The organism is Citrobacter sp. Cpo032, assembly GCF_030332975.1.
Taxonomy (GTDB): Bacteria; Pseudomonadota; Gammaproteobacteria; order Enterobacterales; family Enterobacteriaceae; genus Citrobacter; species Citrobacter portucalensis.
In genome coordinates, this window is the sequence record NZ_JAOWGU010000031.1 from 65,017 (window position 1) to 90,449 (window position 25,433).

The following is a 25,433-nucleotide window of genomic DNA, read 5'->3' on the forward strand; positions in this document are numbered from 1 at the left end:
CCGCCAGCGTCTGACGGCGCGATATACATGGGTTATTCAATCAGCTTCAATAAGGGCGACAGGCACAGCAGAATTCCGTACAGCAGGATCAACCAGGTTTTCAGTCCGCGCAGTTTTTCCAGTTGCGTTACTTTATAGATCAGGAAGAACGGAATAATACACGACACAATCCCGTAAAGCGGGCTACCTAACTGGAAGAACACCAGTACCGATACGCGAAATGACACCCAAATGACCAGGGTGATAACAATAAAGGTGCAAATACCCAGCGTAAGCACCAACGGATTAATTTTCTCAACGTCAATGACGCGGCTCAGAACGTTGAGAATAATACCTTTGATCGCTTCGTGGAATCCCAGATAAATACCAAAGAACGCGGTTAATACGGCGAAGATATTTAATACCGTTGAGGTGATATGAATAATCTGCCCAGGAATGACCTGAGCCGCCAGCGCCAGTGCTGAAATATTTTGTTCGAAAGCCGAAACGGCCTCTTCATGGCTAATGGAAAAGGTAAAAGAGAAGGAGAAAAACAGAATGACAGCAATCAGAGTAATGTAACTGATGCGATGCGTACGGATTGCCATACGCGTAGCCAGCACCCGGTCTGCCACCCGTTTGCGGTAGGCGATGTTCATTGGGTTCAACACCTGAATAAACACCGCTGAGAAGAAGCAGAACGGGATGGTTAGCAGTACATCACGAAAGAAGACCGATGCTTCAGGGAAGGCGCTGATATTAGCGAAGTTCCAGTGCGGAACCATCGCAAAACCAAATACGATGATGATACCCACTTTGACCACCACCATCGGGCCGGAGATTTTGAACAGCAGTTTTTCTCCCCCGGAAGCAATGGCGACCAGCACGGCAAAAATGGCCACTTTATAGATTATCGACTGCGAAAGATCGGCCTCGGTCAAGCCGAAGGTTTTGATATATGAGGCGCTGTCAAAAACCACGGATAAGGAATAAATAAATATGCCGTGAATAATCATCAGAAAATAGATGACGCCAAGAAATACGCCCCAGTTTTTTCCCAGATAATGACTTATAATATCCGTGTAGTCATTACAGGTTTCGCTTTCTGATAATGTTTTTAAATAAATATCCTGCACAATATAAGTTGCCGGATAAGCAATAATAAAGGCAACGATAAATACCCAAATGCCTGTTAAGCCAATTTGTACCGGCATCAGTACCGTTCCGGCACCAATGGCCATGCCGATACACAGTAATACCCAGCCAAAATCGTATTTCGTAAACGGTATTTTTTTTGAGAATGGTACGGCGGTTGCTGTATTGTTGCTTAATTGTAATGTGTTGTCCTGCATAGAACCCCCTGCCCAAAATACACGTTCTCCCCGAAAGAGGATCGCGTGTATTGCCAGACTGTTGTGCCTTGATTCTCAACAACCTGAACCGAACGACGTCGGTTCAGGCCATATTGGTCAGAATGTTGCCTTTCTGATGGCGTGTTCAAGGTCGTTAATAATATCTTCTGGATCTTCAAGACCCACAGAAAGACGGATAAGCCCGTCGGTAATACCTGCTTTGAGCCGTTCCTCAGGTGCAACGGGCGAATGTGTCATAGACGCTGGGTGCTGAATGAGGGTTTCGGTATCACCGAGACTGACCGCGAGGAGGCACAATTCTACAGAATTGATCATCCGCCTACCAGCCTCGAGGCCGCCGGCGATTTCGAAGCTGATAATTCCACCTGGCAGGCTCATTTGCCGCTGGCCCAACTCATACTGTGGATGCGAAGTCAGGCCAGGATAATACACCCGAGTAATAGATGGATGCCCTTCGAGGAAGCGGGCGATTTTCAGCGCATTTTCACAGTGGCGTTCCATACGAATGCCCAGCGTTTTAACGCCGCGCAGTGTTAACCACGCATTGAAAGGACTCATGCAGCCGCCGGTGATATCTTTCAGGCCTACAAACCGCGCCTGGTCGATAAACTCCTGCTTACCAACAATGATGCCGCCAATCACATCCCCGTGACCGTTGATATATTTGGTGACGCTGTGAACCACAATATCCGCACCCAGTTGCAAAGGCTGCTGACAGTACGGCGACATAAAGGTGTTATCCACCACCAGCAATGCGCCCTGTTGATGGGCGATACCGGCCACCGTTTCAATGTCGACCAGCGACAGCGTTGGGTTGGCGGGCGTTTCGATATACACAACTTTGGTTTCTGGTCGCATGGCGGCGCGGATTTCTTCAGGCTTTGCCGCGTCGACAAAGCTGACGTTAATCCCAAACTTCGGCATGCTGTGCGACAAAAACGCGTGGGTGCAGCCGTAAATCGCGCTGGCGGAAACGATATGGTCACCCTGCTGGCAAAGCGTCAACAGCGTTGTGGTGATAGCAGAAATACCGGACGCGGTTGCCAACCCGGCTTCACCTCTTTCCAGTACCGCCAGCTTTTTCTCCAGCGCATCGGTGGTGGGGTTACCCAAGCGGGTGTAAATGTACCCGGACTCTTCGAGCGCAAAGCGAGCGGCACCTTGTTCGGCGCTGTCAAAAACAAACGTTGAGGTCTGGAAAATAGGCGTACTAAGCGCGCCAGTTGAAGGGTCGGGTTGTTGCCCCGCGTGAACGATCTGGGTGTTGAATCCGTAAGTACGACAGTCAGACATGATATCTCCTTTAATTCGGAACAGAACAGCTCACAGTCAAATAGCAATCGCTGTGCCAGAAAATGAACTGATAGATATCAATGTGTTATGTTTTTGTCTGAACTAATGGTCGGCAGAAATGTTGCCAACTGGAAAGAATCTTTCCAGCGTGCTGGTGAGAAAATGGGTGAATTGCGAGGCGCTACGCAGAGCGCAATATTGCGCAGTGATATGGCAAGTGGGCTGCCGTAGAATCAGCGGCAAGCCGGGAATTCCCGGTGAGGCGCAATGTTGCGGGGGCTTGATCCCCGGCGGCATCGGTTGCTGGAAAGAGAAAACCCCCGCACGTTGTTCGGTATAAACCTGGCAACAAAACGGGGGCTGACTTGAACCTGAACAACTCAAGGATAGCCGTGAACAGTTGCCATTGCAACACAGGCGGCTATATGACGCTCGCACAGTTAGGCGTGGCCTTCTGGCACGATTTAGCGGCTCCAATCATCGCTGGCACCATTGCCAGCCTGATTGTGAGCTGGCTGCGTAACAGAAAGTAATGCGCTTTGTAGGCGTCTGCCTGCCGTGATGGCAACATGCGCCCGAACCAGGCCGCAGGGGGCGACCTTGCGGCCTTTTTCGGCTTAAATGCAGATAAATCTCGTCGCCAGGTGCCTATCCTGTCGCGATAATGCACGCTGGGAAGTTTTCAGATACCGCCTCTCTTAATACCGCTACGATCGGGTATACTCTGACGGCAGTTTCGTCTATCCGTGGAGAGTCAGTTTGCGTGTCAGTCGCTCGTTAACAATTAAGCAGATGGCAATGGTTGCGGCCGTTGTTATGGTGTTCGTTTTTATTTTTTGCACCGTTTTGTTGTTCCATCTGGTCCAGCAAAACCGCTATAACACGGCTACGCAACTGGAAAGTATCGCTCGCTCCGTCCGTGAGCCTCTGTCGGACACTATCCTGAAAGGGGATATTCCCGAAGCGGAAGCCATTTTAAAAAGTATTCGGCCAGCGGGTGTAGTCCGTCGCGCCGATGTGGTGCTGCCCAATCAGTTTCAGGCGTTGCGGATGAGCTTTATCCCTGAACGCCCCGTTCCTGTTACGGTGACTCGCCTGTTTGAGCTTCCGGTACAAATTTCGCTGCCGATCTATTCTCTTGAGCGTTCAGCTAACCCGCAACCGCTGGCGTATCTGGTACTGCAGGCGGATTCGTACCGCATGTACAAATTCGTGATGAGTACGCTCTCGACGTTAGTGACCATTTACTTACTTTTGTCGTTAATACTGACCGTCGCCATCTCCTGGTGCATTAACCGCTTGATTGTGCACCCCTTACGTAAAATTGCCCGTGAGCTGAACGACATCCAACAGCAGGATCTGATTGGTTATCAACTGGCATTGCCGCGTCTACATCAGGATGATGAGATTGGTATGCTGGTGCGTAGCTACAATCTTAATCAGCAGTTGATTCAGCGACATAGCGAAGAGCAAAGCGACTTTGCAATGCGTTTCCCGGTTTCCGAACTGCCCAATAAGTCGTTTTTAATGGGGCTGCTGGAGCAGGTTGTTACCCGCCAGCAGACGACGGCGCTGATGATTGTCACCTGCGAAACCCTACGTGACACCGCGGGTGTGTTAACCGAAACTCAGCGGGAAATCCTGCTGCTTACGCTGGTCGAAAAACTCAAGTCGGTATTAGCCCCCAGGATGGTGCTTTCCCAGGTGAGTGGCTATGACTTCGCCATCATCGCCCATGGCGTAAAAGAACCCTGGCACGCTATTACTTTAGGTCAGCAAGTACTCACTATCGTTAACGAGCGATTACCTATTCAGGGTATTCAACTGCGTCCTACCTGCAACATTGGGGTAGCAATGTTCTATGGTGATTTGACCGCAGAACAGCTTTACCGCCGCGCCCTATCGGCCGTATTAACCTCGCGCCATAAGGGTAAAAATCAAATTCAGTTCTTTGATCCGTTACAGATGGAAGAGGCGCAGCAGCGTTTGACGGAAGAGAACGATATTCTCAGCGCGCTGGATAACCAGCAGTTCGCGCTTTGGATGCAGCCGCAGGTGGAAATGTCCAGCGGTAAGGTATTGAGTGCAGAAGCATTATTGCGGATGCAGCAGCCGGACGGAAGCTGGGAGTTGCCCGAAGGGTTAATCGACAGGATTGAGTCCTGCGGCCTGATGGTGACGGTTGGTTACTGGGTGCTGGAAGAGACGTGCCGCCAGCTGTCAGCGTGGCAGGAACGGGGTCTGATGCTGCCGCTGTCGGTGAATTTGTCCGCACTACAGCTGATGCACCCGAGTATGGTCTCGGACCTGCTGGAGTTGTTAAACCGCTATCGCATCAAGCCTGGTACGTTGATCCTGGAAGTGACTGAAAGCCGACATATCGATGATCCCCACGCCGCGGTGGCCATTTTGCGCCCATTGCGTAATGCGGGAGTACGTATCGCACTGGATGACTTTGGCATGGGGTATGCAGGCCTGCGACAGCTGCAGCACATGAAGTCGCTACCGGTGGATGTCCTCAAAATCGATAAGATGTTTGTCGATGGGGTACCTGAGGATTGCAGCATGATCTCCGCCATCATTCAGTTGGCCCACAGCCTTAATTTGCAGATGATCGCCGAAGGTGTCGAAACCGAAGCGCAGCGTGAATGGCTATCACATGCCGGGGTGGAAGTGGCACAAGGGTTCCTGTTTGCCCGACCGGTTCCGGCAAATATCTTCGAAGAACGTTATCTGGCGCCGGAAAGCGCTGATTACAAAAGTTAAAAAAGGTCTCGCTTGTGCGAGCCAGCTCAAAATTTTTAACATTTTTGTATCAATTATGATCCAGGTACATTTCTGTCAAGTTGTGTGGGTGTTACTTTAAGGCCGCAGGTTAAACAAAACCTTACAAGACCTGTGGTTTTTACTTTAAGGACACCCTATGAAAACCTCTATATTCAAAAGCCTTTACTTTCAGGTCCTGACAGCGATTGCCATTGGTATTCTCCTTGGCCATTACTACCCTGAATTAGGCGCCCAAATGAAACCGCTTGGTGATGCCTTCGTTAAGCTCATCAAGATGGTCATCGCACCTGTCATCTTCTGTACTGTCGTTACCGGCATTGCAGGCATGGAAAGTATGAAAGCTGTAGGCCGCACCGGTGCGGTTGCACTGCTTTATTTTGAAGTGGTCAGTACGATTGCGCTGATCATCGGTCTTATCATTGTTAACGTGGTGCAACCCGGTGCCGGGATGAACGTCGATCCGGCGACGCTGGATGCCAAAGCGGTTGCGATTTACGCCGAACAGGCAAAAGACCAGGGAATCGTAGGTTTCCTGATGGATATTATCCCGGCGAGCGTCATTGGCGCGTTTGCCAGCGGTAACATCCTGCAGGTATTGCTGTTTGCAGTAATGTTTGGTTTTGCGCTGCATCGTCTGGGCAGCAAGGGCCAGATGATTTTCAACGTGATTGAAAGTTTCTCGCAGGTTATTTTCGGCATCATCAATATGATCATGCGCCTGGCGCCTATCGGTGCTTTCGGTGCTATGGCCTTTACCATCGGTAAATATGGCGTCGGAACGCTGGTGCAACTGGGTCAGCTAATCATCTGCTTCTACATCACCTGTATTCTGTTTGTGGTGCTGGTGCTGGGTTCAATTGCGCGCGCAACCGGCTTCAGTATCTTTAAATTCATCCGCTATATCCGTGAAGAGCTGCTGATCGTTCTGGGTACTTCTTCTTCCGAGTCTGCGCTGCCGCGTATGCTCGATAAGATGGAAAAACTGGGCTGTCGGAAGTCGGTTGTCGGATTGGTTATACCCACGGGCTACTCGTTTAACCTTGATGGGACATCAATCTATCTGACGATGGCGGCGGTGTTTATCGCTCAGGCGACCAACAGCCACATGGATATCTTCCATCAGATAACCCTGTTGGTGGTGCTCCTGCTCTCCTCAAAAGGTGCAGCGGGTGTGACCGGGAGTGGCTTCATTGTTCTGGCCGCGACTATCTCTGCGGTGGGGCATTTACCGGTTGCAGGCCTGGCACTGATTCTTGGTATTGACCGCTTCATGTCTGAAGCCCGTGCGCTGACCAACCTGATTGGTAACGGTGTTGCAACTGTCGTTGTGGCTAAATGGGTGAAAGAATTGGATACCAAAAAGCTGGATGACACACTGAATAATCGTGCGCCGGATGGCAAAACGCACGATTTATCCTCTTAATCTCGTCACTTATGCCCGTAGTCCCTTCCAGGACTGCGGGCGTTTGCGCATAATTACCCCCTGTGCCTGAAACCGTCGATTCGGCGGCTCGGGATTTTTTCACTTCTTCCGTGACATTTTTATGTTCTCGCGGTCTAACACGAAGTGTTTTTAACGTCATATTCAGAGAGTCCTTTCGAGGGCTGTCTTTTTATTTCCAGGATAGTTGATCAGGGGTTCACATGCAGGGCACAAAAATTCGACTTTTAGCGGGCGGCTTGCTGATGATGGCCACTGCCGGCTATGTGCAGGCAGATGCGCTCCAGCCTGATCCAGCGTGGCAACAGGGCACGCTGGCAAATGGTTTACAGTGGCAAGTGTTAGCCACTCCCCAGCGTCCGAGCGACCGTATTGAGGTTCGCCTGCTGGTCAATACCGGTTCACTCACCGAAAGTGCGCAACAGAGTGGTTTCAGCCATGCGATCCCGCGTATCGCGCTGACGCAAAGCGGTGGCCTCGATGCCACGCAAGCCCGTTCACTGTGGCAGCAGGGGTTCGATCCCAAACGTCCCATGCCGCCGGTTATCGTTTCCTACGATTCCACGCTGTATAACCTCAGTCTGCCTAACAGCCGTAACGACCTACTGAAAGAGTCACTTTCTTATCTGGCAAATATCTCCGGTAAACTGAGCATCACCTCTGAAACGGTCAATCATGCGCTGAGTAGCGAAGACATGGTTGCAACCTGGCCGTCAGATACCAAAGAAGGGTGGTGGCGTTACCGTCTGAAGGGATCGACCCTACTGGGGCACGATCCTGCCGATCCGCTGAAAACGCCGGTAGACGCGTCGAAAATTCAGTCTTTCTACCAGAAATGGTATACCCCGGACGCGATGACGCTGATCATCGTCGGTAACGTTGATGCACGCAGCGTAGCTGAGCAAATCAATAAAACCTTTGGCGAGTTAAAAGGAAAACGCGAAACGCCTGCACCGGTTCCTACGCTCTCTCCGCTGCGAGCAGAAGCCGTAAGTATTATGACCGATGCGGTACGCCAGGATCGCCTGTCTATTATGTGGGATACGCCGTGGCAGCCGATCCGTGAATCTGCCGCGCTGTTACGTTACTGGCGCGCTGATTTAGCCCGTGAGGCGCTGTTCTGGCACATTCAGCAAGAGCTAACCAAAAACAATGCCAAAGACATTGGCCTCGGATTTGACTGCCGGGTGCTGTTCCTGCGCGCGCAGTGCGCGATTAACGTTGAGTCGCCGAACGATAAGCTGAACGCCAATCTGGGTACGGTTGCGCGTGAGCTGGCGAAAGTGCGTGATAAGGGACTGCCGGAAGAAGAGTTCAATGCGCTGGTAGCGCAAAAGAATCTGGAACTGCAGAAGCTGTTTGCCACCTATGGTCGTACCGATACCGATATTTTGATCAGCCAGCGTTTGCGCTCGCTGCAAAATCAGGTGGTGGATATTGCGCCTGAACAGTACCAGCGTTTACGCCAGAGCTTCCTCAACAGCCTGAGCGTTGAGATGCTGAATCAGGACCTGCGTCAGCAGCTGTCGCAAGATATGGCGTTAATTCTGCTGCAGCCGAAGGGTGAACCTGAATTCAATATGAAGGATCTGCAGGCGACGTGGGATAGCATTATGGCGCCCGTTACCGCAGCGGCAACGTCTGTTGAAACGGATGAATCACACCCTGAAGTGACGGATATCCCGCCTGTACAGTAAAGGGTATCGTAACCTGTAAGCCGGGCAAGTGAAGCGCTCCCGGCTTACCCAGTGCCGGATGCGGCGTTAACGCCTTATCCGGCCTACAGGAACAATAAATTATTGCGGCATGGCGTCGCGGGGGATAATCGCCCCACGATGCTGAATGACGGTGCTTGCCGTCAGGTGGCCTCGTTTTGCGGCTTCGGCAGCATCGCCACCGGTCAGACGGACCGCCAGATACCCGGCGCTGAAGGAGTCTCCGGCCGCAGTGGTATCGATCACTTTCTCTTTCGGTAGTTTAACTGCAGGAACGTCGATCAGTTCTTCGCCTGCAATTGAAACCAGGCAAGAGTCTGCGCCACGCTTCACAACCACTTCCTGAACGCCAGCAGCGTGAGTACGGGCAATCACCTCGGCAACGGGTTTTTCACCCCACAGTGCGTCTTCATCGTCCAGCGTCAGGAATGCGATATTGGTGCATTCCAGCATCTGCTGATACACCTGCTGGGTTTCTTCTTTGCTGCTCCACAGACGTGGGCGGTAGTTATTGTCAAAAATGACCTTTCCGCCGTTGGCACGGCATTCACGTAGCAATGACAGCAGCTTGTCACGGCTTGCCGGGCTTAAAATTGCCAGGCTGATTCCGCTCAGATATAAGTAGTCAAATGTCGCCAGCTCTTCGCAAATCGCGGCAGACTGATCGCTCTCCAGCCAGAATTTTGCGGCGGCTTCATTACGCCAGTAATAGAAGGTGCGCTCGCCAGTGCTGTCGGTCTCAATGTAGTAGAGACCCGGCAGGCGGTTTTCCATGCGTTGGATTAATGAGGTATCTACGTTTTCACCCTGCCAGGACTCCAGCATTTGTTGGCTAAAACTGTCGGTACCCAGTGCAGTCACATAGTGTACGGAAAGTGCCGCCGCATCGACCTGACGGGCGATATAAACGGATGTATTCAACGTGTCGCCACCGAATCCGCGCTGAACGTCAGCGCCTTTCTGTGACAGCTCAATCATGCATTCGCCAATCACGGCAATCTTTCTGGACATAGTCGTAACCTGCTCTGAAAAAAATTAGCGTTAGTGTGCGCTGTGGGTGTTAAGTGGTCAACTATATTAAAACATCGTTCCATTATTTTTTTGAGCCAGCACGTGTTCTGCGTTGTTTTTGCCGCTTAGTTTTTATTTTTGCGCACAGCTGAACGTAAAGTTCTTCGTCTGAGCGCCGATAACCTTTGACGAGTCCGGTCAGTCACACTCTTATTTACAGGACATCTCAGATGACAAAGCAGGTTACCCAGCAGCTCATTACGCCCGATGCGAGTATTGAAAGCTTGCTGGAAAGACGCTATTGGCTGCAGTGCAAGCGTGCTTACACCTACCAGCCAATTTACCAGACCAACGGACGGCTGATGGCCGTTGAACTGCTGACCGTCGTGAGCCATCCTGATAACCCTTCCCAACGTATTGCACCAGACCGCTATTTTGCTGAAGTGGCTGTACGGCATCGTGTTGATGTAGTGAAAGAGCAACTTCTGCAGCTTGAGCTGAAAGGGGGCTTTTTCAGAGCCAACAACCTGCTGGCTTCAGTGAATGTCGATGGACCAACACTCATTGCGATGCGTCAGGATCCCGAAATCCTGAAAATCATTGAAGGCCTGCCGTGGCTGCGTTTTGAGCTGGTGGAACATATCCGCTTGCCGAAGGGGTCGTCGTTCGCCTCAATGTGCGAGTTCGGCCCGCTCTGGCTGGATGACTTTGGTACCGGAATGGCGAACTTCTCGGCGCTTAGTGAAGTGAGTTATGACTATATCAAAGTGGCGCGGGATCTGTTCGTCATGCTGCGCAAGACGCCGGAGGGACGTAATCTCTTCACACTACTATTGCAGCTCATGAACCGCTATTGCCGCGGTGTCATTGTCGAAGGCGTTGAAACGCTGGAAGAGTGGCGCGATGTGCAAAACTCACCGGCTTTCGCTGCGCAAGGCTATTTTCTCTCTCGTCCAGTGCCTCTGGATACGCTTGAAGAGGTGATCCTGTCGCTTTGATGAGGGCGTAGTGCACCTCCTTTTCATCCTGCTGGACTATCTTTAGGACAGGCAAGGAAGGAAGTAAGGAGGTTAGACATGACGAGAACAGGTAAAATAACCACTTCAGTAATAGGGGTTTTCTTGTTGTTGATCGTCGTACTCATCATTGTGATTGCGACATTTGACTGGAACCGGCTCAAACCGACCATCAACCAGAAAGTCTCTACAGAACTCAACCGGCCCTTTGCTATACGGGGTGACCTGGGCGTGGTTTGGGAACGCCAGAAGCAGGAAACTGGCTGGCGTAGCTGGGTTCCGTGGCCGCATGTTCATGCTGAAGATATCATCCTCGGCAACCCGCCGGACATTCCCGACGTCACCATGGTGCATCTCCCGCGCGTTGAAGCTACACTCGCCCCGCTGGCGCTGCTGACAAAAACCGTCTGGCTCCCGTGGGTCAAGCTGGTCAAACCCGATGCGCGGCTGATCCGCCTGTCGGAGAAAAACAATAACTGGACCTTTAACTTAGCTGGGGACGAAAACCGCGATCCTGATGCGCCGCCATCCGCATGGTCTTTCCGGCTGGATAACATTCTGTTCGACCAGGGACGTATCGCCATTAACGATAAGGTGACGAAGTCGGAGATTGAGATCCTGGTCGATCCGCTGGGTAAACCGTTACCCTTTAGCGAAGTGACCGGCGCAAAAGGTAAAGAGAGCAACGCCCGCGTCGAGGACTACGTGTTTGGGCTGAAAGCGCAAGGGCGATATAACGGCGAACCGCTAAGCGGTAGCGGAAAAATAGGCGGAATGCTGGCGCTGCGTGGCGAAGATACGCCTTTCCCGATTCAGGCTGATTTCCGTTCGGGCAATACGCGCGTAGCGTTTATCGGCACGATAAACGATCCGATGAATATGGGCGGGGCGGATCTGCGGCTTAAATTCTCGGGAGATTCGCTAGGGGATTTGTACGATTTGACCGGCGTACTGCTCCCGGATACGCCGCCGTTTGAAACCGACGGACGTCTGGTGGCGAAAATTGACCCGGAAAAATCCTCTGTTTTTGATTATCGCGATTTCAATGGTCGTATTGGCGACAGCGATATTCACGGAACGCTGGCCTACACCACCGGTAAGCCGCGACCCATGCTGAAGGGTGATGTGGAATCACGCCAGTTGAGGTTGGCCGATTTGGGGCCGCTGATCGGGGTGGATTCAGGCAAAGGGGCGGAACGGGCAAAACAATCTGAACAACGCAAAGGTGAGAAGAGCGTTCAGCCTGCGGACAAGGTCTTGCCGTATGACCGTTTTGAAACCGATAAATGGAACGTGATGGACGCTGACGTGCGTTTCAAAGGACGGCGTATTGAGCATGGCAGTAGTCTGCCGATCAGCGATCTCTCCACTAATATCATCCTGAAAAATGCCGACCTGCGCCTGCAACCGCTGAAATTTGGTCTTGCGGGAGGCAGCATTGTCTCCAGCATCCATCTGGAAGGGGATAAAAAGCCGATGCGGGGACAGGCGGATATTCAGGCGCGGCGGCTGAAGCTAAAAGCGCTGATGCCCGATGTGGAACTGATGCAGAAAACGCTCGGTGAAATGAACGGGGACGCTCGGTTTAGCGGAAGTGGAAACTCGGTAGCGGCGCTGCTGGGTAACAGCAATGGCAACCTGAAACTGCTGATGAATGACGGCTTGATCAGCCGGAATCTGATGGAAATTGTGGGCTTGAATCTGGGGAACTATCTTGTCGGGCAGATATTTGGTGATGACGAAGTGCGGGTGAACTGCGCGGCGGCGAATCTGGATATTGTTAACGGCGTGGCGCGTCCGCAGATTTTTGCTTTCGACACGGAAAACGCAGTCATTAATGTCACTGGTACGGCGAGCTTTGCGTCGGAGCAACTGGATTTAACCATCGATCCGGAGAGCAAAGGGATTCGTATTATTACTCTGCGTTCGCCGCTGTATGTTCGCGGCACATTTAAGAATCCGCAGGCTGGCGTGAAGGCCGGACCGCTGATTGCGCGCGGTGCGGTTGCTGCCGCATTAGCCACGTTAGTTACTCCCGCGGCAGCCTTGTTGGCGCTGATTTCGCCGTCAGAGGGTGACGCGAATCAGTGCCGGACGATCCTGTCGCAGATGAAGAAGTGATGTCTGGCCGGATGTTTATCCGGCCTGGATTTCATGCTCAACCCAGGCCGGATAAGGTGGTTATGCCGCATCCGGCAAAAGAATTACAACGACTGATGGCGGGTTTCGTGGGTCAACAGCAGTGCAATCAGCGTCAATGCCGCCATCGATGCCAGATACGTACCAACAGCCGCCAGACCATAATTCGCCTGCAACCATGCAGCGATGTATGGGGCAACCGATGCGCCGAGAATCGACGAAACGTTGTACGAGAACGACGCCCCCGTGTAGCGCACTTCGGTCGGGAACAGCTCCGGCAGCAGTGCGCCCATCGGGCCAAATGTCAGACCCATCAGGCTTAAGCCCAGCAACAGGAAGGCGAACACCAGCACCGGATTGCCAGAGCCGAGCAGCGGTTTAAAGGCAAACAGCGCAAACAGAATGATCAGCGTGGTGATGATAAGCATGCTCTTGCGGCGACCAAACGCATCGGCCAGCAGGCCCGCCACCGGTACCATGACGCCAAAACCAATAACCGCCATCATCAGCATCCACAACACTTCATTACGCGGCAGGCCAAGCCCTACGGGCGCTGCGGCGGTACTGAACGTCATCGAATAGACGGTCATGATATAGAACAACGTATAGGTCGCCAGCATGATGAACGTGCCGAGGATCGTCACGCGAACATGTTTTGTCAGTAGAGTACCCAGCGGGATTTTCACCTGTTTTTTCGCCGCGGCTACTTTGGCGAAGACCGGGGATTCATGCAACGAAACGCGGACGTACAGACCGATAATCACCAGCACCGCGGAGAAGATGAACGGTACGCGCCAGCCCCAGCTCATGAACTGTTCGTCGGTCAGCAGCCAGGAGAGCAGCAGAAAGGTACCGTTGGCGAAGAAGAAACCGATAGGCGCGCCCAACTGCGGAAATGATCCGTACAGCGCGCGTTTGCGCGGTGGCGCGTTTTCCGTCGCCAGCAACGCTGCGCCGCCCCATTCACCGCCCAGACCTAAACCCTGACCAAAACGCGCCAGCGCCAGCAGCAGTGGGGCGAAAATGCCGATAGTTTCATAGCCCGGCAGCAGGCCAATGACGACTGTTGAGATCCCCATGGTAAGCAGTGAAGCAACCAGCGTGACTTTACGGCCGACGCGATCGCCGAAATGTCCGAACACCGCGGAACCGATTGGTCGGGCCACAAAGGCGATAGCAAAAGTGGCGAGGGACTGTAGCGTAGCCGCGGTCGGATCCCCCTGCGGGAAGAAGATATGCGGGAACACGATCACCGCGGCGGTGGCGTAAATATAGAAGTCGAAGAACTCAATGGCGGTGCCAATGAGCGAGGCGACGACAACTTTATTGCGCGAGTTGACCGGGGTGTGTTCCTGTTCGTTGTCGAGTGTTGTGGCTGTTGCTTGCATAATATTTTCTTATTTTTGGCCGAACGAAAGGTCATATTACGCACAGCAAAAGAGACATTTCAATCTGTAACAAACTTTGAGATTGGTCAAAAACAGAGCAAAAAGGGGATAATTTTTAGGCTTGAGATTTCACTTCCATGAAATGCTTCACACAATTTAAAACTTGGATGATAAAACTGGTTTTTGGTTAAATAAAAGTTACGGGTTGGATTTATTCACTAAATCAGTGAGAGCGGGCGGCATTATAATTGCCGGATGGCGCTACGCTTATCCGGCCTACAAAACTCTCCCGTAGGCCAGATCAGCGCAGCCCCATCCGGCCAGTTAACAAAGATTAGCGGTGTGTTTTCCCCGGCATACGCGGGTCGTCTTTGTATTCCGCCGTGGCAATCCAGGCTGCGCAAAACAGGGTCAGACGAGCGAAGAAGTAGAAGAACGCCATCAGTCCAAGCACGGAACCAAATGCCGCGCCCGACGGCGACTGCACCAGTGATGGCAGCGTATACGTCATGATCATTTTGATGACTTCAAACCCCAGCGCCGCGATAAAGGTACCGCGTATGAGCGCTTTCTTACGCGGTCGGTGACGCGGTAGCCGCCAAAAAATCCAGAAGAACAGCAGGTAGTTGGCGAAAATAGAGATGGTCAGGCCGATCAGTCGCCAGGCGGGCTTCAGCCATTCGATACCGTCGAGATACAGCGCAGAGATAATCATCTGCTGGGCGGAACCGGCGATAGAGGTAATGGACAGAGTAACAATCAGCGCAACCAGTAAGCCAATCAAGGAAACAAAATCACGCAGATATTTGACCCAAATTTTTTCCTGATCCTGCGGCGTACGTTCCCAAACATCCCGCGACTGGGCACGAATCGCTTCGCGCAGGTTCCCCATCCAGTTAATGCCGGAATAGAGCGCGATACCCAGCCCAACCAAACCTACGGTCGTACGCTGCTGAACGGCGGTATTGATGGTGTTTTTAAGCGTAGAGGCGAGCGTCGGATCGCTGACGTTCAGCAGAATCTTGCTGAAGATATCCTGCAACAGCGTAGGGTGCGAAGCGAGAATAAAACCCGCGGCGGCAAACGACACCATCAGGATTGGGATCATCGACAGAAACGAGAAGTAGGTAATGGCGGCGCCAAACTGATTTCCCATACGATCGTTAAACCGCTCTGCGGCACGAATAAGATGGGCGATGATGGGCTGGCGTTGAATTTTATCAGCGAAGGTCAGCGCGGTTTTCAGCGCCTGGTTCGCTTTAGCGTTTTTCTCCGGCGCGGCGGAGGCTGATTTATGTTCTGGCGTAGGGTGTTTTGCGTCTTGTTCCTGCGTCATCCGATCGGTTGTCCTTATTTTGTTCACTCATGACATTATAGCCTGCTCAGGGGCGCATCCTGAAAAATGGACTAATCCACATAGTCTTTCATCACGCCAGTCAGCCATTCCATAAACAGATGTATCCGGCGGGAGAGGTTGCGCCGATGCGGATAAAGCAAAGAGACTGGCATTGGCTCGGCGCGATATTGCGGCAACACTTCGACCAGCGTACCGGCGCGCAGGGCATCACGCACGCCAACGCGCGGCACCTGAATAATGCCCAGACCGGCAAGGCATGCTGCGTGATAGGTTTCGGTACTGTTTACCGTTAGCATGCCGCCGGTTTTAACCCATTGCGTGCCGTTTTCTGTCGCCACTTCGAAACCTTGCGCACGCGTTCCCAAATTGACCGAGTAATGCACCACTGCATGCGAGGCAAGATCCTCCAGATTTTCCGGATAACCAAAGCGGGCGAGGTATTGCGGGCTGGCGCAGTTAATCTGCGTGAGTTTCCCCAGCGGGCGCGCAATCAGCCCTGAATCTTTCAGCGTACCTACGCGTACCACACAGTCGAAACCTTCGCGGATCAAATCCACCAGGCGGTCGCTGCTGCTGAGTTCGAGTTCCAGGCCCGGATACTGATGCAAAAAGCTCGGTAAGCGGGGCATCACCAGGTTTCTTGCTACACCGACCGGCATATCAACGCGCAGCTTGCCGCTGATGCTGGACGGATCGTGATGGAACAGTCCATCCAGCTCATCCAGATTACTCAACAGATCTTTCGCGCGTTCGTAATAGATCATGCCGTCTTGCGTGAGCTGAACGCGGCGTGTTGTGCGGTGCAACAATTGCGTGCCCAGATGATTTTCCAGAGCCTGGATCTGGCGCGATACGCTACCTTTAGGAAGTCCGAGGGTGTCTGCCGCGCGCGAAAAGCTCTCCAGTTCTGCGACGCGGATGAACAACTGCATTGCGTGAATTTTATCCATTCTCATGCCCTATTGTTGTTCTAAATGAAACAGTAATACGCAGTTAGCAGTATTTATTGTTCTTCTATCACCTAATAAGCTTTGTCTCAATCTTCACAACACCTGAAATGAGGTTTCTTATGACGCAACGTATCGCATTGGTGACTGGCGGCGGCCGTGGACTCGGTAAGAACGCGGCGCTGAAGCTGGCGAGTAAAGGAATCGGTATTATCCTGACGTGGAACAGCAATGAAAAAGAAGCGCAGCAGGTTGTGGATGAAATACGCCAATCTGGCGGTAAAGCGGCGGCATTACCGTTGAATGTCGGTGATATTTCTACATTCCCTCAGTTTGTTCAACAGGTGCAGGGAACGTTACAAACGCAGTGGCAAAGTAACGCATTTGATTATTTATTAAACAATGCCGGGATCGGCATTAACGCACCGTATCCGGCATTTACTGAAGCGCAATTTGACCAACTTTTGAACATCCATTTTAAGGGCCCCTTTTTCCTGACGCAGAGCTTGCTACCGCTGATGAATAAAGGTGGTCGCATCCTCAATGTCTCGACCGGGCTTGCCCGCTTTGCGCTACCGGGTTACAGCGCATACGCAGCCATGAAAGGTGCGATGGAAGTGTTAACCCGTTATCAGGCAAAAGAGCTGGGAGAGCGCGGCATAACGGCGAATATTATTGCGCCAGGCGCAATAGAAACGGATTTTAGCGGCGGAAATGTGCGGGATAATGCGCAATTGAATGCGTACATTGCATCGCAAACGGCGCTGGGACGCGTTGGTTTGCCGGATGATATCGGCGATGCAATTGCTGCGCTGCTTAGCGATGAACTGGCCTGGATGACGGCACAGCGTATCGAGGTATCTGGCGGAATGTTCTTGTAAACCCATAAGGTGCTTATTCAACATGTCACGGCATGCGTTGAATAAGCACTTAATGCTAGATTGTATTTTGTAACAGATTTATCCATTGTCGTAGATATCTTATTTTTAGCTAAAAATATAAAATCATATTAATTAATATTCATTGTCTTATCATGAGCGTCGAATATTAAGACTTTCCCTAGTTTTCGAACCTGTTTTTGTTCCTTTGTATGATCCTTCGGGTTGAGCTGTAACTATTCATAACTTCTGCTTCTTTCTTCCCCATCTATCGGTAAAATGGCCCCCGCCAAATGGTGACTTCTTATTTTACCCTATGGGTAATACCCTTCCGCATGTTAAGGCTAATATCCTATTCGGATGGAGATAAATAATGCAGGTAGTAATGTTTGACAGGCAGTCAATATTTATTCATGGAATGAATGTAAGTTTGCAGCAACGTATTCCAGGAGTGGATGTTCAGGGTGTCAGTCAGGCAGATGAACTTTGGCTGACGCTGGAAGATAAACCCGAGGCATTAGTTATATTGGATGGCGACCTTGATGCTGAGTTCTGCTGTAGCTTGCTGCAACAGATAGCAGAGCGCTTTGCGATGGTGAAGGTGCTGGTGACCGCAACGGACTGCCGTAAAAAATGGCTGCAAGAGGTCACTAAACTGAACGTGCTGGCCATTGTTCCGCGCGATTCTGACGCGGAAACCTTTACGCTGGCCCTCAATAGCGTCGCGATGGGTATGATGTTTATCCCCAGAGACTGCATAACCGCTACCGAAAGCGGTGGGCAAAATATCAGATTGCTCAGCGCGCGTCAGCGGGAGATTTTGACCATGCTGGCCGCCGGAGAATCTAATAAACAAATTGGTCGACTGTTAAATATCAGTACCGGAACGGTAAAAGCCCATCTTGAATCGTTGTACCAGCGCCTGGAGGTAAAAAACCGTACGCAGGCGGCAATGATGTTAAACAACACCATTTACTAGGAACATATTTCACAGTCAGAATATTTCTGGCTGTGAAATAAACACCGGCCAGATATTTTTAGCGCAAAATTGGGTAATTCCCACACTGAATATCCACGTAATTAATGCTTCCAGCTGAAACCTGTCTTTTATTTGCGTCATTTCCTTATGGATGAATGCCTCGCAGATCCTCATATCTGCGAGCAGCAATGTTTCTGCCTGCATCACCGTAATTGGGGTATCAAAGGATTCATTGGCGGTGATTTCGTGTCCGTAGCCAATGACCCAGATGCCTTTTTTGTCCTGATACTTTTCCAGCGACAGGCCCTGCCATTGCTTAATAAATGCAATACAAGCGGGCGTGAAATGCGTCGAACGCAGCGGCATAATAGTCTCTGTGCAAAGAGACCTATTCTAAAAAAAACACGCCGTTACGCTAGTTGCCTGACAGCCAGTATTTACCGCAAAACGACCTATGCCGTGGGCGGCTGATATTCCTGTTTTAACAGACCAAAAATCCAGTCATCGTGCCAGGTATGATGTAGCCAGTAGCTTGCGCGTAGCGTGCCTTCATGAATGAACCCGACCTTTTCCAACAGACGCCGTGAGGCTTCGTTTCCTGCGGTGACACAGGCGGTCAGTCGCCGCAGACCGCCGCTGGCAAATGCGTATTCACACACGGCATGCAGAGATTCAGCGCCATACCCTTTACCCTGCGCCTCTGGGGCGAGCAGAAAGCCAACCTCGGCACATTCATTGCTCTCCTGAATGTATCCGGTCACGCCAAGCGGTGCTCCCGATGTCTTATCGCACAGGAGCAGACATAGCCAGTGCGGGCTGCCGGGAAACCATTCAGGCAGGCGGGAGTCGAAGGCTGTCCGTATTTCCTCTTCAGTACGTGCGTCAGCGACAAAACGCATCACATCTGGGTTCTGCTGTAGCGTTAAGAAGAACGTCCAGTCATTTTCTGTCAGTGGGCGGCAGAGCAGACGTGATGTTTGCAGTACAGGCACAGGCTTATCTCCAGAATAATTTTCAATGATTGTGCGGAAGTCACTGTAAAACTTATTTATTTGCTATATGAATGTGTTCTAGTCTACATCGGCACAACGTTGCGTTTAAAAAAGATAATTACATACCATTGTGAGGCCGCATGTTTTGGGTCCTTTTAGGGAAGATGATGACCAATAGCGCGTTACAAGCGACATGTACACCCTTTGAACATTGTCTGGGGATTATCCGCCAGGCGTCGGTAGAAATATTACTGCTGCTAGGCGTACATGCCGCAGAAGGCAAAGACCCACGGTGGTTTCTCGAGCAACTGGATCAGGCACGACTGAATCTGGGCGGCTGGGGGGCTGTCGCCAGACGGTTGCAGATGAATGATGCGCAATTGAGCCAGTTCACTCTGCGGCTACGTCATCTTCAACAGAGTGTACCCCAATATGAAAATGGCCAGGACGTCAGTGAAAACCAGCTGATTTCAGCGCTGCGCTTTGTGGCTTCTCTGGAACAATTACGCCAGCAACAGCCCATCCTGAAGTATCAAACCGAAATTGCACCTGTGGAGCCGGATGCTCAGATGCGGGCGCAGCGTCAACTTCGCGCAATAGAATTAACCCTCAAATCTCTGATTGCACGGGTATGGCCGGATCAACATCCTCTCAACAGCTTTCTGAAACAGCACTTTGGTGGTGAACGTCTGCGTCGCTGGCTAAAGTTGGGCGAAGGACGAGATGCGCTGGACGGTATGATGTTTAGCGAGCTGGCGCTGATGGTCGTCGATAAGAAATTATTCGTTCGCCACTTTACGCAGATTTTTAACGATACCTCAGTGCTCATGTCATTTGTTGAGCCGCGTATCACGCTACGCATGTTTTTGGATGATTGCCGCCTGGCTCGTAACTGCGTTATCGCGCAGCAGCCGCTGACGTCGGTACAACTGATGTTGCTGGACTACCAGTACCGACAGATAACTCATCCTGTGCAACGGGCATTTGAAGAACGGCGTACGCGCATTAATCCTGCGTCGTATCTGGAATCTGATGAGGCCATGGTCCGCCAGTTTTGGGAAACAGCAAAGCAAAAAGACGAGCAAGCGGGAGGCGATAAGCATGAAATCGCAGACAGTATTGATCCGCCGGAAAAGCGGGCCAAGCGCACTGCGGAAGAACGTGAACAGCTGATTTCCGGTATGTTGTGGGTAGCGGTCGGCGTGATGGTGCTGGCGATTTCGCTGGGTGCGTTCTGGTTATTCACTTCGCCAGCGCCACAGGCGTCTTCCGGACAATCCGTTGAAATTGTGCAGGAGGAACCGCGACGTGATGCCCCTAGCGCACGGGAGGCGGTGACCCGAATGGGCATCACCTGGGATGCCTTTAACATGCGGGCGGCTATCGATCGCAATGACACCCGCGTGACGTCACTGTTCCTACAGGGCGGGATGGACTGGAAGCTGGCGTGGACGGAGCAGGCGTTTTCGGCGGGCAATACAGAGGTGTTGAGACTGCTGCTGCGTTACCCTTCGCAGATGGATGAAAGCAAACCATGCCGACAGTTTATGACTACGCTCAGCCATGCGATGTCGAATGGGGCATCGCTCACTTCGCTGCATAAAAGTTATCTGCAAAGTTTTTGTTCCGTGCCTGCGGTCGTTGCGCGTCAGCAATATGATCTTGAGCAGGCCGAGCTGCGTGTTCGCGCCCAGCCAAGCCCTGAGAACAAGAAATGGCAGAAAATTCACGCCGAGCTGTACGATGCGATTAACTAAAAGCCTGATGACTCAGACCGTCAGCTGCTAGGGTTCGCCATACAAACCGATGAGTCGGCGCACCACGCCATTGGTCCAGCCAAAGCCGTCCTGCAACGGATATTCCCCACCGCCGCCTTCGCGCGGCGCGGCGTCGGCTATGTGGTATTTTTCGATAAGTTTGTGGTGTTCCTGATAAAAGAGATTCACCGTTTTCAACCAGTTACGGGCAATTTCATCCCCGAGATGGTCGTCACCGTACAGTTTGAAGCCCTGGATCGCCATCCACTGCAGCGGCGCCCAGCCGTTGGGTTTATCCCATTGTTCCCCGGTTTCATGCTCTGTGGCTAAAATGCCACCGGGCGTGAGCAGGCGACTGCGAACCGCGTTAGCAAGCCGATCGGCTTGTTCATGCGTTGCCATACCGACATACAGCGGCACAATACTGGCGGCAGAGAACAGGGCCATTTGTTCGCGCCGCCAGTCGTAATCGCGATAGCAGCCGTTTTCATCGTCCCAGAGATAGCGGTTTACCGCATCACGACGATCGCTGGCTTTCTGGCGAAACAGCGCTTCCGTTTCTTTGTCACCTTTCAGCGCGGAAATATTGGCGATAGTGCTTTCCAGCTTGTAGAGGAATGCGTTCAGGTCAATTGGGATGAACTGCGTGGTGCGTATGCTGGCAAGGCGGCCTGCGTCGCGCAGCCAGCGCGATGAATAATCCCAGCCAGAAGCCGCGCCCGCGCGTAAATCCCGATACACTTCATTGGGCGGGCGACCCGAATGCTTGGCGGTCTCGACGTCTTCAAGCCATGACTCATCGCGCGGCGTATCACGATCGTCCCAATAGCGGTTAAGTAGAGAGCCGTCCGACATTCTGATCACGTGGCGGTAGGCCTGGTTGAGTACCAGGGAATCGGCGCCATCCATCCAGAACGCGTACTCCATTTTTAGATGATCAAGGTAACGACGCGCGCCGCGTACGCCATCTTCTTCAAACAGCTCCACCATCAGGGCAAAAACGGGTGGCTGTGAGCGGCTCAGATAGTAAGTACGGTTGCCGTTCGGGATGTGACCATAGTTTTCAATCATCCAGGCAAAGTTATCTGCCATACATTTCAGCAGATCTTCGCGGCCGCTCTCTGCCAGACCCAGCATGGTAAAGTAGGAATCCCAGTAGTAGGTTTCGCTAAAACGCCCGCCTGGCACAATGTATGACTGCGGTAACGCCAGCAGCGAGGACCAGGGAATGTGATCCTGCGGCTCGCGCGTCAGCACCGGCCACAGTTGATCAATATGTTCTTTCAGCGAACTTTCCGGGTCAGAAACGTATTCGCTGGAGGGCGTTTCCGGGAGCCAGAAATGGTTCTCGACGAAGCGTCGCAGATCGAAGTCCCGATGGCGTTTAACCTTGCGATAGCGAATTAAAATATCGAGCGGGTCCATTTTGGGCGCACAATCTGGGAAGGTTTTACTATCCGCAAACAGTTTGGATGACTGGACGTGTTCGAACAGTTCGAGATAACGATCGGCAGGAGTTAACGCATCTGAAGCGGGAAGCCCTTCAATCATCTCCGGCTCAGGCTCCGCCTCAATCATTTCATCCAGCTTTAACTCGCACGGATCCATTTCATAAAGCAGATCGATGTCGATCGTCATTTCTTCAGAAGGGGCGTGGGGTAGTTTCTGGTTGAGCATAATGAGAAAGACCTCCGATGGACGTTGAAAGATTAAGGCTATTGCCCGGTCGTCAGTTAAGCGTAGACACTCGCTTCGGTGTCGGGTGAGTAAAGCGTGCGGTTGATCACGTTTTAATGCTGAGCAAAATTTAAAGAATCAGACTATCCCAATGAAAATAATGGATAATTCAAAGTTCTGCATAATCTGAATATATTCCATTTTCAGAGCATTCGATTGCAACGAGGTGTGAACAGAGAAAGGTAACGTCTTATCTCTATAATAGGCGCAGGCTATTCTATTGATAGTTCTCCTCCATGTAATTGCTTGATACTTATCAAAATAGTAATCCCCTTATTTCCTATGATGGTCAGGTCTGACAAAGACTGTGCATTAATTATTCTAATTTTTCTGGGTCACAATAACTCACAACGGTGAGGGTAAAATAATGAAAATCATTACCCGTCTTACCGCGATTGCCATAGCTGGCGTCGTGATTTGTTATTTTGGATTATCCGGTTATGTGTGGTATCACGATAATCAACGTAGCAAACAGGCTGATGTTCAGGCCTCTACGCTGGAAGAAAATAATAAGGTATTAGGATTTTTACGCGAAAAAGGATGCGATTATTGTCACACGCCTTCAGCTGAATTACCTTTCTATTCTTCTTTTCCTGTCGCTAAGCAGTTGATGAATTACGACATTCAACTGGGATACAAATCATTCAATCTTGAAGCCGTTCGTGCGGCGCTGGTCGCAGATAAACCCGTTTCGCAAAGCGACCTGAATAAAATTGAATGGGTGATGCAGTACGACACCATGCCGCCAACGCGATATACCGCGCTGCACTGGGCCGGGAAGGTCAGCGATACGGAGCGAGCCGAGATCCTGGGCTGGATTGCGAAACAGCGTGAGCAGTATTACGCCAGTAACGATACCGCCGCGCAGCATCGTAATGAACCAGTACAACCGATACCAGAAAGTATCCCGACCGATGCCCGCAAAGTAGCGCTTGGCTTTACGCTTTACCACGACCCGCGTATTTCAGGCGACAGCACGATTTCTTGCGCGCATTGCCACGCCCTGAATGCAGGCGGCGTGGATGGCCGGAAAACGTCGATCGGCGTAGGCGGCGCCGTTGGCCCGATTAATGCGCCGACGGTGTTTAACTCGGTCTTCAACGTTGAACAATTCTGGGATGGTCGTGCGCCAACATTGCAGGCGCAGGCAGGCGGCCCGCCGTTGAACCCTATCGAAATGGCGTCTAAATCCTGGGATGAAATTATCCAGAAACTGGATAAAGATCCGCAATTGAAGCAAGAGTTTATCGCGGTTTATCCGCAGGGATTCAGCGGGGATAATATTACCGATGCGATTGCTGAGTTTGAGAAAACGCTAATTACGCCAAATTCGCCGTTTGATAAATGGCTACGCGGCGATGAAGCGGCGTTAACTGCTCAGCAGAAACATGGCTATCAATTGTTTAAAGATAATAAGTGTGCGACCTGTCATGGCGGTATTATTTTAGGCGGGCGCTCATTTGAGCCATTGGGTTTGAAAAAGGACTTTAATTTCGGTGAGGTCACTGCCGCAGATATTGGCCGCATGAACGTCACTAATGAATTACGTGACAAGCTGCGTCAAAAAGTCCCGGGCTTGCGTAATGTTGCGCTGACCGCACCTTATTTCCATCGCGGTGATGTGCCTACGCTCGATGGCGCGGTAAAACTGATGCTGCGTTATCAGGTGGGTAAAGAACTGCCGCAGGAAGATATCGACGATATCGTGGCGTTCCTCGAAAGCTTAAACGGCGTGTATACGCCATATATGCAGGGTAAATAACCTCTGGCGTTATCCAGCCTGACGCGTTTTGCAGGCTGGATGATTTTTCTCCATGAACCGGTATAACATGCCTGCTCGGTTACAACAGCACGTCGATATCGGGTGATGAGTTAAGCAATGTATTCCTCTTCTTCCTGCACATAGTTTGCTTGTGCTTGCGCAAATATTTCTTCAGAGGAAACGAGAGCATGGTACCCCTGACCTTCAGGTTGAATAACAATCTTCAACGATTGATAAAGGGGAACGCTGTTGTCTTTTTTGTTCTGGCCGATGACGGCACCGGGCGCAAAAGGCGCAACTGCACAAGCGAAAGCCTGAACCATTTTCTCGCGACTCGCGTAATGTGACTTCTTAATGCTGAGGGCGTTACTGATGATAGCGCTGTCAATCATTGTTCCGGTCAACCAGTCGCATGATGAAGAGTAACCTGCACACCAGCGCAAACCACTTCCCTGAGTGTACTCTTTCAACAGCTGAGTTTTGGTTCCTGCAAAACACGATCCCAGCATCAACCCACTGATGTTATTGTCTGCGGCTTTTTCACTGACTGCTTTTAGAATATCTTTCAGCAAAATGCCGCCAATGTGTGATTCGCTACCATGCGCTGCGACGTAAACAATTGTATTGCGAAAAACCTGCATACACAGGCACTCAAGGGCAATTTCGAAACTCTTCTTATTGTAGAAATTTAGAAAATAGACCTCAGTGTCGCCCTGGAGTCTGGCGATTCCTTGAATAAATGGAACGACCGAAGAACGATTGGAATCATGGTCATCCAGTTTCCAAGGGGATTCAATGACCAGGATACAATTACTGCTTTTACTTTTTGGCATGAAATATACACCTAAGTGAAATTATTCTTTTTTGTTTGTGTAATAACTG

The 25,433-nt window shown here is 51.4% G+C and carries 20 protein-coding genes; 10 read left to right on the plus strand and 10 right to left on the minus strand.

Features of this window, described 5'->3' with window-relative positions; translation table 11 throughout:
• Positions 1 to 32: 32 nt before the first annotated feature.
• Positions 33 to 1,331, minus strand: a complete 1,299-nt coding sequence (locus OGY33_RS01020; RefSeq protein ID WP_043018665.1) for an aromatic amino acid transport family protein — start codon at positions 1,329 to 1,331, stop codon at positions 33 to 35.
• A 117-nt stretch (positions 1,332 to 1,448) separates the two neighbouring features.
• The gene (megL, locus tag OGY33_RS01025) at positions 1,449 to 2,645 is read right to left on the minus strand and encodes a methionine gamma-lyase (RefSeq protein WP_008786414.1); all 1,197 of its coding nucleotides are present in this window, start codon (positions 2,643 to 2,645) and stop codon (positions 1,449 to 1,451) included.
• A 425-nt stretch (positions 2,646 to 3,070) separates the two neighbouring features.
• Between megL and OGY33_RS01030 the strand changes: the two genes are divergently transcribed.
• The 4 genes from OGY33_RS01030 (at position 3,071) to OGY33_RS01045 (ending at position 8,570) form a co-directional block, all read left to right on the plus strand.
• Positions 3,071 to 3,178 carry a type I toxin-antitoxin system toxin Ldr family protein gene (locus OGY33_RS01030; protein WP_003827426.1) on the plus strand — a complete coding sequence of 36 codons (108 nt, stop codon included), beginning with the start codon at positions 3,071 to 3,073 and terminating at the stop codon, positions 3,176 to 3,178.
• Positions 3,179 to 3,404: 226 nt separating this feature from the next.
• Positions 3,405 to 5,411 (plus strand): biofilm formation regulator HmsP, encoded by a 2,007-nt coding sequence (hmsP, locus tag OGY33_RS01035; protein ID WP_191238032.1) that lies wholly within the window; start codon positions 3,405 to 3,407, stop codon positions 5,409 to 5,411.
• 157 nt (positions 5,412 to 5,568) lie between these two features.
• Positions 5,569 to 6,855, plus strand: a complete 1,287-nt coding sequence (dctA, locus tag OGY33_RS01040) for a C4-dicarboxylate transporter DctC (protein WP_008786411.1) — start codon at positions 5,569 to 5,571, stop codon at positions 6,853 to 6,855.
• Between the two features lie 221 nt (positions 6,856 to 7,076).
• The gene (locus OGY33_RS01045; RefSeq protein WP_048227288.1) at positions 7,077 to 8,570 is read left to right on the plus strand and encodes a M16 family metallopeptidase; all 1,494 of its coding nucleotides are present in this window, start codon (positions 7,077 to 7,079) and stop codon (positions 8,568 to 8,570) included.
• Positions 8,571 to 8,669: 99 nt separating this feature from the next.
• Here OGY33_RS01045 and kdgK read toward each other — a convergent pair whose 3' ends face one another.
• The gene (kdgK, locus tag OGY33_RS01050; RefSeq protein ID WP_103014703.1) at positions 8,670 to 9,599 is read right to left on the minus strand and encodes a 2-dehydro-3-deoxygluconokinase; all 930 of its coding nucleotides are present in this window, start codon (positions 9,597 to 9,599) and stop codon (positions 8,670 to 8,672) included.
• A gap of 230 nt (positions 9,600 to 9,829) precedes the next feature.
• Here kdgK and pdeH point away from each other — a divergent pair, with 230 nt between their 5' ends.
• Together pdeH and OGY33_RS01060 are read left to right on the plus strand one after the other, a co-directional pair.
• Positions 9,830 to 10,597 (plus strand): cyclic-guanylate-specific phosphodiesterase, encoded by a 768-nt coding sequence (gene pdeH / locus OGY33_RS01055; RefSeq protein ID WP_191238033.1) that lies wholly within the window; start codon positions 9,830 to 9,832, stop codon positions 10,595 to 10,597.
• Between the two features lie 78 nt (positions 10,598 to 10,675).
• Positions 10,676 to 12,736, plus strand: a complete 2,061-nt coding sequence (locus OGY33_RS01060) for an AsmA family protein (protein WP_191238034.1) — start codon at positions 10,676 to 10,678, stop codon at positions 12,734 to 12,736.
• 83 nt (positions 12,737 to 12,819) lie between these two features.
• Here OGY33_RS01060 and OGY33_RS01065 read toward each other — a convergent pair whose 3' ends face one another.
• The 3 genes from OGY33_RS01065 to OGY33_RS01075 all read right to left on the minus strand — a co-directional run bounded on the left by OGY33_RS01065 (position 12,820) and on the right by OGY33_RS01075 (position 16,449).
• Positions 12,820 to 14,142 carry an MFS transporter gene (locus tag OGY33_RS01065; RefSeq protein WP_003023312.1) on the minus strand — a complete coding sequence of 441 codons (1,323 nt, stop codon included), beginning with the start codon at positions 14,140 to 14,142 and terminating at the stop codon, positions 12,820 to 12,822.
• Between the two features lie 334 nt (positions 14,143 to 14,476).
• On the minus strand, positions 14,477 to 15,478 hold the full coding sequence (gene yhjD / locus OGY33_RS01070; RefSeq protein ID WP_048215344.1) for an inner membrane protein YhjD: 1,002 nt from the start codon (positions 15,476 to 15,478) through the stop codon (positions 14,477 to 14,479).
• Positions 15,479 to 15,549: 71 nt separating this feature from the next.
• Complete coding sequence (locus OGY33_RS01075; RefSeq protein WP_079934322.1) at positions 15,550 to 16,449, minus strand: LysR family transcriptional regulator; 900 nt, start codon at positions 16,447 to 16,449, stop codon at positions 15,550 to 15,552.
• Between the two features lie 119 nt (positions 16,450 to 16,568).
• Between OGY33_RS01075 and OGY33_RS01080 the strand changes: the two genes are divergently transcribed.
• Together OGY33_RS01080 and OGY33_RS01085 are read left to right on the plus strand one after the other, a co-directional pair.
• Positions 16,569 to 17,327 carry an SDR family NAD(P)-dependent oxidoreductase gene (locus tag OGY33_RS01080; protein ID WP_048215346.1) on the plus strand — a complete coding sequence of 253 codons (759 nt, stop codon included), beginning with the start codon at positions 16,569 to 16,571 and terminating at the stop codon, positions 17,325 to 17,327.
• Positions 17,328 to 17,697: 370 nt separating this feature from the next.
• Complete coding sequence (locus OGY33_RS01085; protein ID WP_003827446.1) at positions 17,698 to 18,303, plus strand: helix-turn-helix transcriptional regulator; 606 nt, start codon at positions 17,698 to 17,700, stop codon at positions 18,301 to 18,303.
• 15 nt (positions 18,304 to 18,318) lie between these two features.
• On the opposite strand, the gene OGY33_RS01090 is transcribed toward OGY33_RS01085, so the two are convergent.
• Positions 18,319 to 18,669, minus strand: a complete 351-nt coding sequence (locus OGY33_RS01090) for a glycoside hydrolase family protein (RefSeq protein ID WP_048215347.1) — start codon at positions 18,667 to 18,669, stop codon at positions 18,319 to 18,321.
• Positions 18,670 to 18,755: 86 nt separating this feature from the next.
• The gene (locus OGY33_RS01095; RefSeq protein WP_048215348.1) at positions 18,756 to 19,295 is read right to left on the minus strand and encodes a GNAT family N-acetyltransferase; all 540 of its coding nucleotides are present in this window, start codon (positions 19,293 to 19,295) and stop codon (positions 18,756 to 18,758) included.
• Between the two features lie 167 nt (positions 19,296 to 19,462).
• Between OGY33_RS01095 and OGY33_RS01100 the strand changes: the two genes are divergently transcribed.
• Entirely contained in the window at positions 19,463 to 21,052 is a 1,590-nt protein-coding gene (locus OGY33_RS01100; RefSeq protein WP_032945303.1) for an STY4199 family HEPN domain-containing protein, read from the plus strand.
• A 27-nt stretch (positions 21,053 to 21,079) separates the two neighbouring features.
• On the opposite strand, the gene OGY33_RS01105 is transcribed toward OGY33_RS01100, so the two are convergent.
• Entirely contained in the window at positions 21,080 to 22,729 is a 1,650-nt protein-coding gene (locus tag OGY33_RS01105; protein WP_003827453.1) for an alpha,alpha-trehalase, read from the minus strand.
• Between the two features lie 427 nt (positions 22,730 to 23,156).
• On the opposite strand from OGY33_RS01105, the gene OGY33_RS01110 reads away from it, so the two are divergent.
• Positions 23,157 to 24,551, plus strand: a complete 1,395-nt coding sequence (locus OGY33_RS01110; protein WP_003837773.1) for a cytochrome-c peroxidase — start codon at positions 23,157 to 23,159, stop codon at positions 24,549 to 24,551.
• Positions 24,552 to 24,661: 110 nt separating this feature from the next.
• Here OGY33_RS01110 and OGY33_RS01115 read toward each other — a convergent pair whose 3' ends face one another.
• Positions 24,662 to 25,384 (minus strand): hypothetical protein, encoded by a 723-nt coding sequence (locus OGY33_RS01115; protein ID WP_048215350.1) that lies wholly within the window; start codon positions 25,382 to 25,384, stop codon positions 24,662 to 24,664.
• Between the last annotated feature and the right edge of the window lie 49 nt (positions 25,385 to 25,433).

Bases quoted from the DNA above. Each gene is read 5' to 3' on its own strand.
- OGY33_RS01020 (WP_043018665.1), bottom strand. From the start codon at position 1,331: ATGCAGGACAACACATTACAATTAAGCAACAATACAGCAACCGCCGTA.
- megL (WP_008786414.1), bottom strand. From the start codon at position 2,645: ATGTCTGACTGTCGTACTTACGGATTCAACACCCAGATCGTTCACGCG.
- OGY33_RS01030 (WP_003827426.1), top strand. From the start codon at position 3,071: ATGACGCTCGCACAGTTAGGCGTGGCCTTCTGGCACGATTTAGCGGCT.
- dctA (WP_008786411.1), top strand. From the start codon at position 5,569: ATGAAAACCTCTATATTCAAAAGCCTTTACTTTCAGGTCCTGACAGCG.
- OGY33_RS01045 (WP_048227288.1), top strand. From the start codon at position 7,077: ATGCAGGGCACAAAAATTCGACTTTTAGCGGGCGGCTTGCTGATGATG.
- kdgK (WP_103014703.1), bottom strand. From the start codon at position 9,599: ATGTCCAGAAAGATTGCCGTGATTGGCGAATGCATGATTGAGCTGTCA.
- pdeH (WP_191238033.1), top strand. From the start codon at position 9,830: ATGACAAAGCAGGTTACCCAGCAGCTCATTACGCCCGATGCGAGTATT.
- OGY33_RS01060 (WP_191238034.1), top strand. From the start codon at position 10,676: ATGACGAGAACAGGTAAAATAACCACTTCAGTAATAGGGGTTTTCTTG.
- OGY33_RS01065 (WP_003023312.1), bottom strand. From the start codon at position 14,142: ATGCAAGCAACAGCCACAACACTCGACAACGAACAGGAACACACCCCG.
- yhjD (WP_048215344.1), bottom strand. From the start codon at position 15,478: ATGACGCAGGAACAAGACGCAAAACACCCTACGCCAGAACATAAATCA.
- OGY33_RS01075 (WP_079934322.1), bottom strand. From the start codon at position 16,449: ATGGATAAAATTCACGCAATGCAGTTGTTCATCCGCGTCGCAGAACTG.
- OGY33_RS01080 (WP_048215346.1), top strand. From the start codon at position 16,569: ATGACGCAACGTATCGCATTGGTGACTGGCGGCGGCCGTGGACTCGGT.
- OGY33_RS01085 (WP_003827446.1), top strand. From the start codon at position 17,698: ATGCAGGTAGTAATGTTTGACAGGCAGTCAATATTTATTCATGGAATG.
- OGY33_RS01090 (WP_048215347.1), bottom strand. From the start codon at position 18,669: ATGCCGCTGCGTTCGACGCATTTCACGCCCGCTTGTATTGCATTTATT.
- OGY33_RS01100 (WP_032945303.1), top strand. From the start codon at position 19,463: ATGACCAATAGCGCGTTACAAGCGACATGTACACCCTTTGAACATTGT.
- OGY33_RS01105 (WP_003827453.1), bottom strand. From the start codon at position 22,729: ATGCTCAACCAGAAACTACCCCACGCCCCTTCTGAAGAAATGACGATC.
- OGY33_RS01110 (WP_003837773.1), top strand. From the start codon at position 23,157: ATGAAAATCATTACCCGTCTTACCGCGATTGCCATAGCTGGCGTCGTG.
- OGY33_RS01115 (WP_048215350.1), bottom strand. From the start codon at position 25,384: ATGCCAAAAAGTAAAAGCAGTAATTGTATCCTGGTCATTGAATCCCCT.